This is a genomic window from Desulfosarcina cetonica JCM 12296 (assembly GCF_001311845.1).
Lineage (GTDB): Bacteria > Desulfobacterota > Desulfobacteria > Desulfobacterales > Desulfosarcinaceae > Desulfosarcina > Desulfosarcina cetonica.
Genome location: NZ_BBCC01000030.1, coordinates 1 through 15,832, shown reverse-complemented (window position 1 = coordinate 15,832; position 15,832 = coordinate 1). Strand labels below are relative to the sequence as shown.

The 15,832-nt window shown below is 55.1% G+C and carries 17 protein-coding genes, 1 pseudogene and 1 riboswitch; of the genes and pseudogenes, 7 read left to right on the top strand and 11 right to left on the bottom strand.

Features of this window, described 5'->3' with window-relative positions:
- Positions 1–71: 71 nt before the first annotated feature.
- The 7 genes from JCM12296_RS09335 to JCM12296_RS38085 all read right to left on the bottom strand — a co-directional run bounded on the left by JCM12296_RS09335 (position 72) and on the right by JCM12296_RS38085 (position 6,784).
- Positions 72–2,024, bottom strand: coding sequence for a TonB-dependent receptor plug domain-containing protein (locus JCM12296_RS09335; RefSeq protein WP_054691838.1), 1,953 nt, complete (start codon positions 2,022–2,024; stop codon positions 72–74).
- A 148-nt stretch (positions 2,025–2,172) separates the two neighbouring features.
- A riboswitch (cobalamin riboswitch) is annotated at positions 2,173–2,373 on the bottom strand.
- Between the two features lie 404 nt (positions 2,374–2,777).
- The gene (locus JCM12296_RS09325) at positions 2,778–3,422 is read right to left on the bottom strand and encodes a PqiC family protein (protein ID WP_054691829.1); all 645 of its coding nucleotides are present in this window, start codon (positions 3,420–3,422) and stop codon (positions 2,778–2,780) included.
- Complete coding sequence (locus JCM12296_RS09320; protein ID WP_054691828.1) at positions 3,419–4,576, bottom strand: PqiB family protein; 1,158 nt, start codon at positions 4,574–4,576, stop codon at positions 3,419–3,421. The genes JCM12296_RS09325 and JCM12296_RS09320 overlap by 4 nt, the downstream gene beginning before the upstream one ends.
- Entirely contained in the window at positions 4,516–5,106 is a 591-nt protein-coding gene (locus tag JCM12296_RS09315) for an MlaD family protein (RefSeq protein ID WP_054691827.1), read from the bottom strand. The genes JCM12296_RS09320 and JCM12296_RS09315 overlap by 61 nt, the downstream gene beginning before the upstream one ends.
- Positions 5,087–5,749: a paraquat-inducible protein A gene (locus JCM12296_RS09310; protein ID WP_054691826.1), complete on the bottom strand. Its 663-nt coding sequence runs from the start codon at positions 5,747–5,749 to the stop codon at positions 5,087–5,089. Before JCM12296_RS09310 ends, JCM12296_RS09315 begins: the two co-directional genes overlap by 20 nt.
- Complete coding sequence (locus JCM12296_RS09305) at positions 5,746–6,351, bottom strand: paraquat-inducible protein A (RefSeq protein WP_083455996.1); 606 nt, start codon at positions 6,349–6,351, stop codon at positions 5,746–5,748. The genes JCM12296_RS09310 and JCM12296_RS09305 overlap by 4 nt, the downstream gene beginning before the upstream one ends.
- A 268-nt stretch (positions 6,352–6,619) precedes the next feature.
- Positions 6,620–6,784, bottom strand: a complete 165-nt coding sequence (locus tag JCM12296_RS38085; RefSeq protein ID WP_157067498.1) for a hypothetical protein — start codon at positions 6,782–6,784, stop codon at positions 6,620–6,622.
- Positions 6,785–7,337: 553 nt separating this feature from the next.
- Between JCM12296_RS38085 and JCM12296_RS36155 the strand changes: the two are divergent.
- From JCM12296_RS36155 to JCM12296_RS09275, 5 genes and pseudogenes are all read left to right on the top strand, one after another.
- Positions 7,338–8,656: pseudogene (locus tag JCM12296_RS36155) on the top strand ((Fe-S)-binding protein).
- Positions 8,657–8,694: 38 nt separating this feature from the next.
- Positions 8,695–9,096 carry a hypothetical protein gene (locus JCM12296_RS09290; RefSeq protein ID WP_157067497.1) on the top strand — a complete coding sequence of 134 codons (402 nt, stop codon included), beginning with the start codon at positions 8,695–8,697 and terminating at the stop codon, positions 9,094–9,096.
- Positions 9,097–9,272: 176 nt separating this feature from the next.
- Complete coding sequence (locus tag JCM12296_RS09285; RefSeq protein ID WP_054691820.1) at positions 9,273–10,673, top strand: sigma-54 interaction domain-containing protein; 1,401 nt, start codon at positions 9,273–9,275, stop codon at positions 10,671–10,673.
- A 183-nt stretch (positions 10,674–10,856) separates the two neighbouring features.
- A complete protein-coding gene (locus tag JCM12296_RS09280) occupies positions 10,857–11,228 on the top strand; it encodes a NifB/NifX family molybdenum-iron cluster-binding protein (RefSeq protein WP_054691817.1) in 372 nt (123 codons plus the stop codon).
- 13 nt (positions 11,229–11,241) lie between these two features.
- On the top strand, positions 11,242–11,628 hold the full coding sequence (locus tag JCM12296_RS09275) for a response regulator (protein WP_172683827.1): 387 nt from the start codon (positions 11,242–11,244) through the stop codon (positions 11,626–11,628).
- Between the two features lie 18 nt (positions 11,629–11,646).
- Here JCM12296_RS09275 and JCM12296_RS09270 read toward each other — a convergent pair whose 3' ends face one another.
- The gene (locus JCM12296_RS09270) at positions 11,647–11,904 is read right to left on the bottom strand and encodes a hypothetical protein (protein WP_054691811.1); all 258 of its coding nucleotides are present in this window, start codon (positions 11,902–11,904) and stop codon (positions 11,647–11,649) included.
- A 202-nt stretch (positions 11,905–12,106) separates the two neighbouring features.
- Here JCM12296_RS09270 and JCM12296_RS47250 point away from each other — a divergent pair, with 202 nt between their 5' ends.
- Positions 12,107–12,724 (top strand): J domain-containing protein, encoded by a 618-nt coding sequence (locus JCM12296_RS47250; RefSeq protein WP_172683826.1) that lies wholly within the window; start codon positions 12,107–12,109, stop codon positions 12,722–12,724.
- Between the two features lie 29 nt (positions 12,725–12,753).
- Here JCM12296_RS47250 and JCM12296_RS09260 read toward each other — a convergent pair whose 3' ends face one another.
- Positions 12,754–14,211 carry an aminoacyl-histidine dipeptidase gene (locus JCM12296_RS09260; RefSeq protein ID WP_054691804.1) on the bottom strand — a complete coding sequence of 486 codons (1,458 nt, stop codon included), beginning with the start codon at positions 14,209–14,211 and terminating at the stop codon, positions 12,754–12,756.
- Positions 14,212–14,368: 157 nt separating this feature from the next.
- On the opposite strand from JCM12296_RS09260, the gene JCM12296_RS38080 reads away from it, so the two are divergent.
- Positions 14,369–14,539 carry a hypothetical protein gene (locus tag JCM12296_RS38080; protein ID WP_157067496.1) on the top strand — a complete coding sequence of 57 codons (171 nt, stop codon included), beginning with the start codon at positions 14,369–14,371 and terminating at the stop codon, positions 14,537–14,539.
- Positions 14,540–14,567: 28 nt separating this feature from the next.
- On the opposite strand, the gene JCM12296_RS09255 is transcribed toward JCM12296_RS38080, so the two are convergent.
- Both JCM12296_RS09255 and JCM12296_RS50340 read right to left on the bottom strand, forming a co-directional pair.
- Complete coding sequence (locus JCM12296_RS09255) at positions 14,568–15,368, bottom strand: inositol monophosphatase family protein (protein ID WP_054691800.1); 801 nt, start codon at positions 15,366–15,368, stop codon at positions 14,568–14,570.
- A gap of 139 nt (positions 15,369–15,507) precedes the next feature.
- A complete protein-coding gene (locus tag JCM12296_RS50340; protein ID WP_054691798.1) occupies positions 15,508–15,687 on the bottom strand; it encodes an FmdB family zinc ribbon protein in 180 nt (59 codons plus the stop codon).
- Positions 15,688–15,832: the final 145 nt, after the last annotated feature.

Sequence of the window (15,832 nt, the reverse complement as noted above, 5' to 3'; positions counted from 1 at the left end):
GGACGGACGTATTTCTAAAACATATCAGCATCTTAACAGGCTCAATCATAAGCCGTTATAACCATTTGATTCTAATATTCGTACTTTAATCCCACGTAGAAGCTTCGACCCGGCATGGGATATCCTTGAATGGTGGCATAATCCTTGTCGAAGAGGTTACGGATAGCGGCCTTTAGCGCAAGATTACCATATTCTCCAAATGATAACAGATCTTTGGAAGCGGTGAGATCAGCAACTGTATAGCTGCCGAGCGTTGTTTCCCCAGTGCCTTCGTAGTCCGTTATATCCTGTTTAGATGTATAGGTGACGTTCAGATGTGAAATGAGCCCGATTTCCCGGTAAGTGAGACGAAGGCCGCAAGATGCCGTCCATTCGGGCGTGTATTGGAGGTCCTGGTCGTCCTCCTCATCCCGATATTCAAATAGGTGGGTAAAAGAGAGGTAAGGTGCCAATTTAAAAGACCAGTCGAACCAAGTGCCGATATCGAAATCCAGCGTCCCCTCGATTCCGGAGATGGTTGCGCCCTCAACGTTTTCGTATTGGGTCAGGTTATCCGCTGGTATGTAAGTATATGAAATCTTATCCTCGAAATCCGTCGTAAAATAGGTCAAGCTGGCGGAAAAAAAGCGGGTGGCGTAATCCATTCCGACTTCATAGGTCTGACTGGTTTCGGGATCTAAGTCTTGGTTTCCGGCCCAAATGCCCCATATCGGACCGTAGTCATTGTACATAAACAGTTGGTCAGGGGTTGGCATTTTAAAAGCTTCGGCATAGTTAGTCCGAATCCGCCAGGCGGGTGTAATTTTGTAAACCGCCCCAAAGCTGGTCGACCAATTGGTTTCATCGATACGCTCACCCTGATCGCTCTCGATGGAATACCAATCATGTCTCCCGCCAAACGACAATATCAGTTTCTCGTCCAGGAATTTCGTTTTCAAAAGGATAAACGCGGCCGGACTGTCATACGTATTATCTCCAGATGAATAGGTATTCTCGATCGCATAGTTGAGCCAATCAAATCCGGCGGTTACATCGACGCGCGTCCACTTTGCGGTCAACTGGGCCTGCGCCCCCTTTTGATCTGTTTCGCGAAAGTAAGACAACGTCGGATCGTACACCTCATATTTTTCCCTGCCATCGAAATAACGCAGTTTCCAGATGAACGATCCATCGTCCGTCTGTCCGTCATAAACGGCGTCGACCGAGCGCAGGCCATGATCCCCATAATCATCTAAATCGTTCTGGCTAAAATAGCCTGGATTACCAACGCCATCCCCCTGATAATCGCTGTATGTCAATCCAAAGTGGTGGTTTGGCAAAAATGTCCACCCCGCGCTCATGCTGATACGATCTTTGGCATCATAACCGGTGTTGCGGTATACTTCACCTTGGGCGGTGTCGTAGTCATCCTGTGATTCAGTGGAGGCGCTGAATGAAAAATCAAAATCCTTAAGCGTTCCTGACGCACCGGCACTTGCCTTGTGGTACCCCCAGCTTCCCAAGGTTCCCTCTGCAAAACAATGGGTTCCATCATAACCTTTTTTTGTAATGATGTTGATGACGCCCCCCGTTGCCGAGGCGCCGTATTGGACAGATCCCGGCCCGCGAATAATTTCCACGCGTTCGATATTATCGAGCATTATTTTTGAAAGATCGCCTGTTCCAGAACGACGTCCATCGATCAAGATCAGCACATAACCGTTCAATTCTTCGCCGTAAGTGTCCGTACTGAAGCCGCGTATCTGGATCGTTGATAAAGAATTGATATATTCCCGTATCATAAACCCCTGCTGGCCTAGCAGTTCTCCCAAATCACGCGCAGCGGATTGCTCGATTTGGTCAGTGGTGATAACGGTTAGGTTGTTCGACACGTCCGATCGGTTCTCCTCCATTCGGCCTGCCGTCACCACCACAGGATCTAACACGGTAACATCTTTATCACCTTGACGTGTTGATTCCGCGCCAACGCAAACCGGCCACAGCAGCAATCCTGCAACCATCCAACAGACACCCCATTTTCTCATCACCCAAGGCCCTCCTCGTCGTCCATGGCAGTGGGTCCGGAGAAAAAAATCCCCGGACCGATTAACGATTCGATCCGGGGATGTCCCTTTTTTATCCACGGTAAGATGAGCACGAGCCAAACACCGTCCACGCGTTACGACTCATTTTGGATCAGGCAGGTCTTCTGACTTACGGATCACTCTACAACCGCGCCTTCCCGACCATGGAAACGGTCAGTGGCTTTTTTTGCGGCGTTCGTCCCCGATTACAGCGGCGGGCCCGTCCCCGATTCCCACGGGGTTCCCTATTCTGCTCTTCCGGTTCAATCCCCCGTCGTGGTGGGAAGAAACGGTTATGAGCACCCGATCCAAACACGCATCAATACCCGTTCAGCGATGATTGTCAATATTTTTTATTGGCACTCGATTTGCAAGAAAAATATATAGCGTATGTTCACTCAACCTTCCAAAAAATCATACGCCCTCCTCCAAATCCCCCAACATGAGGTCCGATACTGCCTCATGTTGGGGGCTTCCTTTTTTGGGCGGCAGGCAGGCAAACGTTGATCGTTTGGGATGAGAAGCGCATAAAAACAATGGCGGGCGCTGTATTTTTAATGCGCAACAGCCTTTTTCAGCCCCACTGAGATCGTGCCGGGCACGGGTGGGGAAGTCAGCGCGGGGAATCTTTCTTGACGGATTCGTAAAAAGCCCGATATCGGCGTTACGCTTCATCCTTCGTCACTGCGGCGTACGCCAAGTACGCCTCATTCCTTAAGGATTCGCAAGCCTTGATCTCGGGCTTTTTACGAGTCCATCTTTTTTGACGGCCTCGGCAATCGATTGACACAGGCTTCCGATGACCCGGCTGTGAGCCGCAGCCAACGCGTCGAAGCCATGGCCGGCCATGGGCTCGACCAGAACGGTTCGATGCGGTTCGGCACCGTCCACGGCTTCGCCGCCGGAAAGGTTCCAGACCGCCCCAAGGGACACCTGTCCGTCCGCGGTGCCGATCAGTTCGAAAAACTGGACGGAGAGGATGATATTCGGCTTGATCGCCGACGGCCAGGGTGAATTGAGGACACGGGCATGGGGCATCAACCGCTGTAGATTTTCAACGATGGTTTGTTGCACCATGCGGTCCGGATAGTCGGCCCAACGGTTCAGGCCGGACACCGACACACGGTTGGCCCCGGAACGGGTTACCATCTGCAACCGGTTGATATAACCCGGCAGGTCCACCGGTTGAATGCCGATCATAAGGGGGCGGGCGACGTTTTGGTCATCAACGCCGATGGCAGGCGCGGCAATGGCACTCAGGGTGTAGTAATTGACCGGAGGGCTTAAAGCGCAGCACCCGCAGGTCAACCCCGTCAGCAGCGCCAAACCCGTCATCCACCACGACCGAATCCGCATCATTGCTGGTCTCCTTTCCCAAAAACAATCGCATCGGGATGACGTTCCAGATAATCGGCCAAGGCCTGGACAGCCCGTACCGCGTCCTGCAGTTCCATCAACAGGCGATTGAGATTGTGGACCATGGGCGCCCCTTCACCGAGCAGGTTGCCGGCCTCGGCAAGGGCGGTCTCTCCTTGGGACAGCGTTTTCTTGGCCTGATCGAGCAGAACGTCGATTTTGGGCAACGTTCCGTCGTTGAACGCGGTGCTCACTTTACGGAATTCCGAAAAACTCTCATCGATATTGCTGATGGCACTCTCCAAGCGCTTCGATCCGACGGTCTCGGTCACCTGGCGGGCGGCCTCGCGAATATCCTTGAGCGTATCCTCCAGCGGCAGCTTGTTGAAACGATCCAATATACGCCTGGCCGTGGTGGCGATTTCGCCCATCGCATTGGGAATGGTCGGCAGCACGGGATAGAGGTCGTCGGTGAGGATTTCCTGGTGTTTTGCATCCGGATAGATGTTCATGCTCACATAACTTTGTCCGGTTAAAAGATTGCCGGTGCTCTGCTGGGCCCGGAGGCCTTTTTTGACCAGTTCCTCAACCACCTTGTACTCCGGGATCGCTTGTGCGCCGGAGAACTCGAAGCGATCCGGTTCGATGGCGATGAGCACCGGGATCCTAAATGTCAGATGATCCTGATCGAAAAGCAGTCTGACACTGACCACCTCTCCGATCTTGATGCCCTGAAACTCGACCGGTGCACCGGCCGACAGGCCCCGGACGTTCTCTTGAAAATAGAGCAGATAATACTCACGATAACTGTAGGCCGCCGAATTGGCGGCATCGCGGTTTTCGTAAAGGGTAAACACCTGATCCATGGCCGCAGGCGGTGTTATTTTTATGTTTCCCGTCGTAAAAAATGAGATCCCGCCCACCAGGAGGCTGGCCAGAGAAGCGGTGTTGATGCGAATGCCGTTGGCATTGATATCCATTTTCAAGCCGCTGGCGTTGTAAAAACGGGAAGTCCGCCGCACTTGCCGGTGATACGGCGCCTCGATAAAAATCTCCAGCAGCACGCCGCTGCCGTCTTTGGCCATGTCCACGTTGGTCACGCGTCCCACCCGGACCTGACGGTAATAGACCGGCGATCCGATATCCAGTGAGCCCAACTGCGCCGCCTTGAGGTGAAACTGCGGCCCGGCGTGTCCGGAAGAACAGACGGGGGTTTTTCCTGACCATCGAAACGGTAAATCGGTTTGCCTTCCGTGCCGGGAGCCACACCGATGTAGGCTCCCGAGAACAGCGTACTGATCCCGGTGACCTCACCAGCCGCCACCCGGGCCCGGACAACCCAAAAAAGCGTATCCTGGGTAAGATAGTTCGCCACTTCACGGCTCATGGTCGCCGTGACCAATACCTGGGAAAGGTCCTCGCTGAGTTGAATCGTCTCGACCTTGCCGACCGTGACATCCTTGTACTTGATTTCCGTTTTACCCGGCACCAAGCCCTCGGCGGATTTGAACATAATGGTGATCGTGGGACCACTTTCACGCCAGGCCTTGATCGCCAACCAGCCACCGACCAATACGGCGATCAGGGGAATCAGCCAGACGATGGAAAACCGCCGGCCACGCGAGATCGCCGGGGCCGGCACGGCCTCCTGCAAATCGGAAACCGAGTCAGTCGGTGATGGATTCATCGTTTTTCTCCAAAGCATCCCAGATCAGTCTTGGATCAAAGGTCATGGCGGCAATCATGGTGAGGACGACAACGGCTGCGAAATAAACCACGCCAGGGCCGGCTTCGATGGTGGAGAGATATCCCAGGCGAACCAACGCCACCAGCACCGTGACCACAAATACGTCCAGCATGGACCAACGTCCGATCGTCTCGGTAAGGCGATACAGATGGGCCCTTTCCAGGGGGCGCCAGCGGGAACGCCGCTGTACCGAGAACATCAGTCCGCTGAGCACCATCAACTTGGCAATGGGAACCACGATGCTGGCCACGAAGATGATCCCCGCGATGCCCCAGGAGCCGGACTTCATGAAATAGATCACACCGCTCATGATCGTATCCGCCTGACTGCGGCCCAAGTAGGTGGTCACCGTCACCGGCAGAAGGTTGGCCGGTATGTAAAAAATCATCGCGGCAATCACACAGGCCCAGGTTCGGCTGATACTGTTGGGTTTGCGTAGATGCAGCCGTCCCCCACAGCGGGGACAGTGTACATGGGACGCCGGTATCTTGGGCCGCCGAACCAACAAGCCACAAATATGGCAGTTGTAGAGCCCATGAGCCGCAGCGGTGCCTTTGTTAAGGCCGTCGGATGATAGGGTCATGGATCCATCTTCTCCCAGATGACGTGTGGATCCAGGGTTGTGTTGATCGCCGCCAACACGAACACCAATGCGAGAAAAGCGAACAGGGCCGTCCCCGGAATGATGCTGGCCAATTTGGAAAGTTTAACCACCGAAACGAGAATCCCCAGCAGAAACACCTCGGTCATGCTCCACGGTCTTAAGGTCAGGGCGATCCGGAACAGCCGCTTTCGGGCCGGTAAGGATTTGCCGATTTTCATCGATCCCAACGTATAGAGCAGCGCAAACAAAAACATGCAGGGAACGAGCATGCTGGTGAGCAGAACCAGAATGGCCAACCCCAAGGGACTTTGCTGTGAAAGGATGATCACACCGGTGATCAGGGTCGTTTCGAGTATCGTCCCCTGGGACTCCAGTGACAGAAATGGGTAGATGTTGGCCAACAGCATCAGCACCAAGCCGGTGATGGCGATGGCCAGCGTCCGGTCAAGGGTATCGGGGGCGTGCACGTACAGCAATGCGCCGCAACGGGTACACCGCGCCGTACATTTCGGGGGAAGCGCTTTGACTTGGTGGAGCAGATCACAATCGTGGCAGGCAATCAACGGCTGCGACATAGCCATTCAATACCTTCGGCGCATGGGTTACAGTGACTGAAAAAGTACTGGATACCACTGTTTAGACGGCCATGCAATGCTTTCATGGTCTCCGGTGATCTTCCACCATGTAGAGCATAATGGATTTATGGACCGATCGTCTAATGCGAACCTTTCAGGGGGAGGCCCTGTTGACTCTCCCTTGTGGGTGGGATGAGAAATGCGGGTGTCGACCGTTATCCCTCGGAACCGGCAATGCGCGAATCGGAAAACAAATGGGCTAACGATATCGATTTCAGGTTTCAGGCGACCTGGAAATCGGGTTTACCTTTCCGGCGACGAATGACTTTGACCACTGGGGGGTCGTTTTTTCGGAAGCAGCGGCGCCCTGATCCTGGCTGACCTGGGTAAAGAGCTGCATTAATTTGGCTTCGATTTGTTTACGTTTGTTCTCGTCCATTTTTATCTCGACTTATTCATTATCACTGCCCCCACCGCGAACAACTTGACCCACCACCAAAGACCCGGAAATCAGTTGATCCCTGGCGGCACATCGGTTGGATGATGGTCAGCAATCCACTTGGCGTTCAAGAAATTACGTCAGCTTTACGCTTTTTAGAGGGGGGGCAAACACCACTTGACGTAGGGGAAACAGATTCCCCGCCAACGGCAGGCTATCTCTGTTGGCGCACTCCTTATCCTATAATACACCATCTGGCAAGCCAAAAATGACAAAAATTAACCTCGACGCCATCGGCCTCGAATCTGGTTGCACAAATGCGACCGTCTGCCGACAGTCTCGGTGCATCTTCGCGACCGTATCTTCCCAAATCCGTTCATCTCGATTTTTCCTAACCGAAATAATTATATATTTTTAATGCTACAATCTTCACTTCAGTGGGCACATATTATGCTGCAGGGCGTATCATCGTTTTTGGTCGTACCGTTTGATGGGTAATCGCCTCATTTTAAGCCAACACACATTCATTTTACGCGAAAAGGAGGATTGGTTCATGCTTGACGCCCCCATTCAATTGGGTAGTAAGAAAAAACAGACGTTTATCGACAAAGTAAAAGAGGTTCTACCGGAAGGAGGAAATTTAAACCTCTGCCTGACCTGCGGGGCCTGTTCCTCGGGATGCCCGGCCACCGGCCTGGCCAACATGGATCCTCGAAAATTCCTGCGCATGGCGGCCCTGGGGCTGGATGATGAAATCGCCAAGTCGGACTGGCCCTGGATGTGTTCCATGTGTCAGCGTTGTATTTATGTCTGCCCCATGCAGATCGACATCCCGCAACTGGTCTATAACGCTCGGCAGTTGCGCCCCCGCGAAGAGCGGCCCAAGGGCATTTTAGGATCCTGCGACATGGCCCTGCGTAACGAAAGTACCAGCGCCATGGGACGTCCCCCGATGATTTTCAATTCGTCGTGGAGGATGTACTCGAAGAGTACCGTGAGGCCCAGCCGGAATTTGCAGAAATGCAAGCCCCCATCGACAAAGAAGGGGCCGAGTTTTTTCTCAACCAGAACTCACGTGAACCGGTCACCGAGCCTGACGAGATGGTTCCCCTGTGGAAGATCCTGCACTTGGCCGGCGTGGATTGGACCTATGGCAGCCAGGGATGGGCGGGAGAAAATTACTGCATGTTCCTGGCCGATGACGATGCCTGGAAACACATCACCACCACAACGGCCAATCAGGCGGATAAATTGGGGTGCAAAACGTTCCTCAACACCGAGTGAGGGCACGTAACTTTCTCAGTCCGGGCCGGACTGAACAAATTCAAAATTGCCCATAACTTTGAAGTCAAAAGCATCTATGAGTATTACGCCAAATGGATCCGTGAGGGACGCCTCAAGGTGAATCCGGACTGGAACAAGGACCTGAAGATCAAATTCACCGTCCAGGACCCCTGCCAGATTATCCGCAAGAGCTATGGGGATTCCGTTGCCGAAGACCTGCGTTTTGTGGTCAAGTCCGTGGTCGGTGAAGAGAATTTCGTCGACATGTATCCGAACCGCTCCAACAACTTCTGCTGCGGCGGCGGCGGTGGATTCCTGCAGTCGGGATTCAAGGACGAACGGCTCAAATACGGTCAGCTCAAGGACAATCAGATTCAGACCACCGGTGCAGACTATTGCATCGCCGCCTGCCACAACTGCCATGCTCAGATTCATGAACTGAGTGAACATTATGGCGGCAACTACGGCGTCGTCCACCTGTGGACCTTGATCTGTCTTTCCTTGGGGGTCCTCGGTCCCAATGAACGGGAATACCTTTTGGATGATCTCAAGGAGGTGGCCGTGTTCCACCCCGAAACGGCCATGTAAACACCCAAACCGATGGCCAGAGGGGCATGGATGCCGCCGTGCCCCTCTGGTCCATCGATGGGGAGCCGTATTTTATGGACAATCAACTGACCAAAGCCGACCTGGAAGCCCGCTGGAAAACCGCGCTGATGGCCACGCGTGCCGCGACGACCCACCATCCCCGGACCTATCGGACCCTCAAGGATCTGGCCTCTCGGATCGTGAGCGATCCCGTCGACATCGACGATTATTTCCCCACCGTTGAAAATCTTCTCGACCTTTTGAGCCGGCTGGATCCCTGTGGCCGCGGCAGCATTTTTCAGATCTTCAATGACCGCATCAAACCCACGGCCATCTGGCAGATTCGCATGCTGCGCCTGGAGTGCAGGGATCTGTTGTCCCATCTGGATGCCTTCGAAGCCTGGCGCTGCGATCAACGCCACTTGCGCTGCATCAAATAAGACGGATTCGTCGCGCCAATGCATTCCCCTCCCGGTAATAATGGGCTGGAACTTCCCCTTCAAATAGAGTATATACGCAAAATGATCGGTGATGGCAGCCGTTGCCATTAAACCTTCGTCGCATGTGTTTCCCTATTACCCATCAGAAATAAAAAAATTTGGTTGATATCGAGGGGATGCCCAGACCCAAGCCCATACCGGACAACGTGACCGAGATCATCCTGGAAAGCATTTCCGACGGTGTCTTTACCGTCGATCATGACTGGCGAATCATGTCGTTCAACCGCGCCGCCGAGGAAATCACCGGCATCCGCCGGGAGGAGGCCATCGGTCGGCATTGCTGGGAAGTGTTTCGCGCCAACATGTGTGAGTCGGACTGCGCGCTGAAACGGACCATGCAGGAAGGCTCCACCCTGACCAACACCACCACGTATATCGTCAACAGCCAAAAAAAACGCATCCCCATCACGGTTTCCACCGCGCCTTTAAAAAGTAAGAGTGGGAAAATCCTGGGCGGGGTGGAGACCTTTCGGGATTACAGCCTGGTCGAAGCGCTACGCAAGCGTCTGGACGGGCGCATCCAAATGGGTGATATCGTCAGCCGCAACCGGGTCATGCATGAGATGATGGCCATCCTGCCCATGGTCGCGGAAAGCAACAGCACGGTTCTTCTGGAGGGCGAAACCGGAACGGGCAAGGAGCTTCTGGCGCGGGCCATCCATAATGCCAGCCCCCGCAAGGAAAAGCCCTTTGTGGCCATCAACTGCAGTGCCCTGCCGGACACCCTGCTCGAATCCGAATTGTTCGGTTACAAATCGGGTGCCTTTACCCATGCCACACGGGACAAACCCGGTTATTTCGAAGTCACCCAAGGCGGCACGATCCTGCTCGACGAGATCGGTGAGACCAGCCCGGCATTTCAGGTCAAACTTCTGCGTGTTCTCGAAACGCACGCATTCACGCCCCTTGGATCGGTTCGCCAGGTAAAATCGGACGTCCGCGTGATTGCCGCCACCAACAGGCGTCTCGCCGATCTGGTGGCCGAGGGGAAATTCCGTCCGGATCTGTTCTACCGCATCAACGTCGTCCGCATGGTCCTGCCCCCCCTGCGTAACCGCAAAGAGGACATTCCGCTCCTGATCGAGCACTTTGTCGAAAGGATGAACCTTTTGCGAGCAAAGGCCGTCACCGGCGTGGATCCCGATGTCTTGCGGGTACTCATGTGTCACGACTATCCCGGTAACATCCGGGAGCTGGAGAACATTATCGAACATGCCTTTGTCTTGTGCTCGGCCGGCCCCATCGAAATCCGTCACCTTCCCGGCGGATTTGGCGGTCAGTCCCCCCTTCCCCGAGACCGGACGCCGCCATTGGCCCAGACCCTCAACAGCACCGAGGCCGTGGCCATCCTCAACACCTTAAAGGATCATGGCTACAATCGTTTGGCGGCCGCCAAGGCGTTGGGCATGCACAAGAGCACCCTTTTCCGAAAAATCAAAAAACTGGGAATTCACCTGCCGGATATCGATGGCCGTTCGGCCTCGGGAAAACAAAAAACGTCCCAAACCACCGATTGAGCGGTAGATGGGGCGCAAAGGGTCCTACATGGGGATGCAGTTTTGCGATACTCGCAGGTCGATGATGAATGAGATTCCTTGACGCCTTGGCCCAACTTCCTATAAATTCAATTCATTCACCCCTTCCTGGCTTTTTTGGCGCTCTGGCATGGGCTTTGCCATTGCGCGAGTTGGAGGGGAATTATGAAAGTTGCCATTACGATTTGGGGAGATCGTATTTCACCGGTCTTTGACGCAGCCCGGCGGTTGCTGATCGTCACCATCGACCAGGGCCACATCATCAATCGAGAAGAGGCGACATTCGATCCCGAGCAGCCGTCAAATCTCACAAAAGCACTGATCGACCAGGAAGTGGCGGTGCTCATCTGCGGGGCGGTATCCCAGACACCGGCAGCCGTTATCACCGCAAGCGGCATCCGGTTGATACCCTTTATCACCGGAAAAGTGGAACGTGTTCTTGGAGCATACGCCCAGGGGACATCGCTTGCACCGGCTTTTATCATGCCGGGCTGTTTGGGAGCCGTATTTGAAACCGACAGCTCTTCCACGCATTGAAAAGGAGAAACCATTGATCACTGTTTTACTAGTCACTCCGGACAGAAACCATTTGGCCGATCTTTCCACCGCCATTGGCAGCCAAGGTGGCGCCATCGACTGGAAAGAAACCGGTGACCAGGCGCTGGAAACCCTGCGTGCCCAGGCGGCCGATCTGGTGGTGGTCGACGAAACCTTGCCGGACATGACGGGTCTCGAATTTATCGAGCGTCTGGTGGCGATCAACCCGATGATCAACTGCGCGCTGGTCAGTTCACTCTCCAAGGCCGACTATCACGAGGCCAGTGAAGGGCTCGGCGTCCTGATGCAACTTCCCCCGCGGCCAAGCCAGGCCGATGCGAAACGTTTGATAACCCACCTGAACCAGATTCTCGGGTTTGCCACCGCCGGCAACGGATAGAAGACGAAAGCAGGCCCCTCATCGGCCGGCCTTTTGGATCGCCCGTTTCAGCATGGAGGTGATTTTCCTGGCCGGCCATGCCGTTATCGACCATCCAATGGCCAGGACCATTATCCAGACCATTATTTCGGCGGGTCGCTGCAAACCGCGTCCTTGGGTCACCAATGGCCCAAACAGGACCGCACAGACAAACCCGGCGGCAATGCGCCACGTGTCTTCGGAAAGAAGCAGGTAAAACACAATATAGGAAATCGTCAGGGGATGCTTTTTCTTCATGGTCACTCCTTGGCGGCGATGGCATTTTGCCGGAATGAATAAAGACTTTTGTCGGCCGGGTCAAGGCCCTCGTTACGGTTCCGGCCGCCAGCCGCCACGTCTTGTAATTCTTGACCGCTCCGGTATAACTGCCGATATAAAGGGGAAATGGCATATGGGGCGCCCTAACCGACCCCATCAACCGGACAACCGGAAAGCAACCATGGATTTAACGACGTGTTTCAAAATCCTCGGGCTTGGCCCCCGGGCAGACACGGCCGAGGCCCGGCAGGCATATAAGCGTCTGGTGCGGCGCTGGCATCCGGACCAGTTTCCCGAGGGATCCGTCGCCAAAGCCCAGGCCGAGGAACAACTCAAACAGATCAACATCGCCTACGCCCGGATCAAGCCGTACCTTTTCACCCGACGTCCCGATCCGACGCCCCAGGCCGATCCCCCGCCCACCGCCCACAAATCTGCCCCGGACGTCAGCCATCGCCCATCTACCGCGGGACGCGACCCGGGCCGCAGTTGGATAGACCACCTTTTTGAAAGGCTGAATGCGTTTGTAGGCAGGGAAAATGAAGCGATCCCGCCGGAATCGGCCGACGACAGCATGCCGTCCCGGCGGCGTAGTTTCAAACAGGTGTTGGATGAAATGGCCGGCAGTGCCGAGCTTGGCCCGCGCGATACCACAACCCATCGCACGACCCGCCGCCGTCGGTCGGTAGCGACCTATGGACGCCATGGCGGAAGCAACGTCGAGTCAATCCAAGGCACGTCCCGCGTTGAACCGGTCCAGCCCGTGGGGCGGGTTCGCGGCATCGGCAAAGGCCGCTAACGCGAAAACGGACAGGGTCGGTTCCGCTTTCAGGATCGTTTGCCAAAGGACGCCATTAGCGCGACCAGCAGTTGCCATACCTTTTCCACAGAGGGTAGATGGAGCCGTTCCGAGGGGGAATGCGGATTCTCGATGGTGGGCCCCAAAGAAATCATGTCCATTTCCGGGCAGTGATCGCCGATGACGCCGCACTCCAACCCGGCATGGATCACCTGAACATCGGCTGCGGAACCGAAAAGTTCACGATACAGGGTCTTGCACCGTTCCAGCAGGGCTGAATCCGGGTTCATGGGCCAAGGCGGGTAACCGGCATCCGACGCCACCCGGGCGCCGGCAAGATTGCCGATGGCGGCAACTTGGCGGCAGATGGCATCCAGTCGGGATAGAACCGAACTGCGCTGACTGGTGATCACCCATAGGCCATCCGCCTCCATGGCAACCATGGAAAGGTTGGTCGATGTCTGCACCAGCAGGGGAAATTCCGCGCTCATTTCAATCGGACCGCTGGGCAGCGCCAACAGCAGATCGATGGCTGCGGATGAATCGGCTTCGGTCATCGCGCGGCAGCCCGTATCGGCATTGCGCCACCGCTCCACACGAATCGTCAGCCCGGGGTCCGTCATACTGAACTCCGCTCGGATGGTCTCGGCAGCCCGCCTGACCGCTTGTTCGACCGCCGCTATCCGACCCGACGGGCAGGCCAGACGAACCTCGCAGCTGCGGGGAATCACATTCCGGCCCGTGCCGCCAAGGATGTCGACGATTTGAATGGGGCCTTGCGCTCTGGCGGCGTCCAAAAGGCGTGCCATCACCGTGTTGGCATTGGCCCTGTGCTTGGCGATATCAATCCCGCTATGTCCGCCGCGCATGCCTTGGGCGGAAATGGCAAGACCGTCCTGTTGCAATGTCAGCGCCGTGAATCGTGAGGGCCGCCGGAGGGTCGTGTCGCGACCGCCCGCGCAGCCCACGACAAACAGCCCCTCCTCTTCCGAATCCAGATTGATCAGGATCTTTCCGGACAGCATCGTTGGGTCCATTTGCAGGGCACCGTTCAAACCGGTCTCTTCGTCGACGGTGAAAAAGAGCTCCAAGGGCGGATGCTCGATTGCAGGCGTGTCCACAAGGGCCAACGCGAGAGCGATGGCAATCCCGTTGTCGGCGCCCAAGGTCGTCTCGGCGGCGGTCAACCAAAGACCGTCTTCGACCAGGCGGATCGGATCTTTGGAAAAATCGTGTCCGGAACCACCGCGCTTTTCACAAACCATGTCCATATGGCCCTGAAGGATGACCGGGGGAGCCTGTTCAGCGCCCTGACTGGCTGGCACCTTGATCACCAGGTTGCCTGCGGCATCGGATTGCACGGCCCATCCCTTTTTCTCGGCCCACTGCCGAAGCCATCGGGCAATCTGCATTTCATTTTTGGAACAGCGTGGAATCCGGCTGATCTGTTCAAAGTAGTCAATGATTCGACGGGTCTGTTGATGCATGCACAATTCTCCTGGGTGGGTCACGGGTGTGGGCTTGGTGGATGACACGACGGCAGCAAGGACTACCTGCGGGAAAATAAGGTCTCAAGGCCAAGGCGAAAACAACCGATACTCAAAATGAGACTTCGACGGAACATGAAGGAATCCCGGTCAGCCCATGAGCACCAAACTCCTAATGATCATCGCATTCGTCTTCTTTCTGGCCTGGAAACGGGTCGCCGACGACTTTCTGTTGTTCTGCGCCCTGTTCGCCGCAGGTCTCAGTATCTGTGTGTTTATTTATCGCACAGAGAATGTGCGCGTGATAGAAAAAGAAGACAACAAATAATCGCCCCGTCGATGTGAGGGGCTCTGATTCAGGTGCGTTTTTCGAGGCTGTCCAGCACCGCCTGGCAGTTTCCGGGTGCGGTAATCAAAAGGTGTTCTTCGATCCGTTCCCCATTCAGGTAGTCATTAAGATAGAATTTCTCACCGCTGGTCTTATAGAATCGCCCCCCCGCCGCCTCGACAATCACCCGTGTGGCCGCCAGATCCTGGAACGTTTCGTTAGCCGTGACAGCGACATCCGCCCGCCCCATGGCCACGTAGCATAGATGGGCGCCGGTACAGCCCAGGTTTCTGATCTTACCCGGGAAATGAGATGCATAGTAGCGATGAAAGCGGGAAAAGGTGAACATCAGGCTTTCATCGTCAATGGTGCGATCGTCGGGTATGTGGATGGTACGTTCGCCCCAGAGGGCCTGTCCCCCAGCCTGGGCATGGAATAAATCCCCGGTTGCCGGCATATAAAACGCACCGTACACCGGCCAGAAATTTTCGAACAGCGCCAAAGACATGCCCCAAATGGGGATCCCGGCCTGGTAGTTGTCCACGCCGTCAATGGGATCAAAAATCCATAGGTATCGGCGGCTGTCATGCGTATAATCCGTATCCAGACGGCGACTGTCAAAAAGCTGGTGATCGGGAAAAGACTGGTCCAGGCGACGTTGGAAATCCTGGCTGATCTGAAGCTCCGCCCGAGTGACGAGATTTTCGTCAAACTTGGTTACGCCACCGCTTCGGCTAAAGCTTTCCAAAGCGATTTGGCCGGCACCCCGAATGGCATCAATGGCAAACGCCATCAGGTTTTCGAGCCCATGGTTTGGATCCTGTGACATGCTGTCTCCTGGTCGATGGGTGGCTGACTGGGCCTGTGACCACCAAGCGCTCACAATCAAATGCTTTTCAACGGGTTAACAAACCAGGTGGGAAGAACATAATCGTGGCCCCGACAAGTGATGGATCGGGGCGCGCCGGCTATTTTTTCGAGGCATACCCGTCGGCATACCATCCGCCGCCCTTCAATTCAAAACTACAGGCGGAAATGATTTTTTTTGCCTGACCATGGCATTTGGGGCACTCGACCGTCTTTGTGTCCATTCTGACCAGTTCCTCGGTAATGTGGCCACATTTACACTGAAACTCATAAACCGGCATCTGTCACTCCTTTTCCGGATCCTGATGGGAAATGACCCGAATCTTTCGATTAAATGGTAAAGTCGGCGAACCATGGCGCCTTTCTGCTTAACGCTTTAACTTAAATCGCTTTCAGAAGCGTGTCAAGCCTCATCCGTCGTGTTTT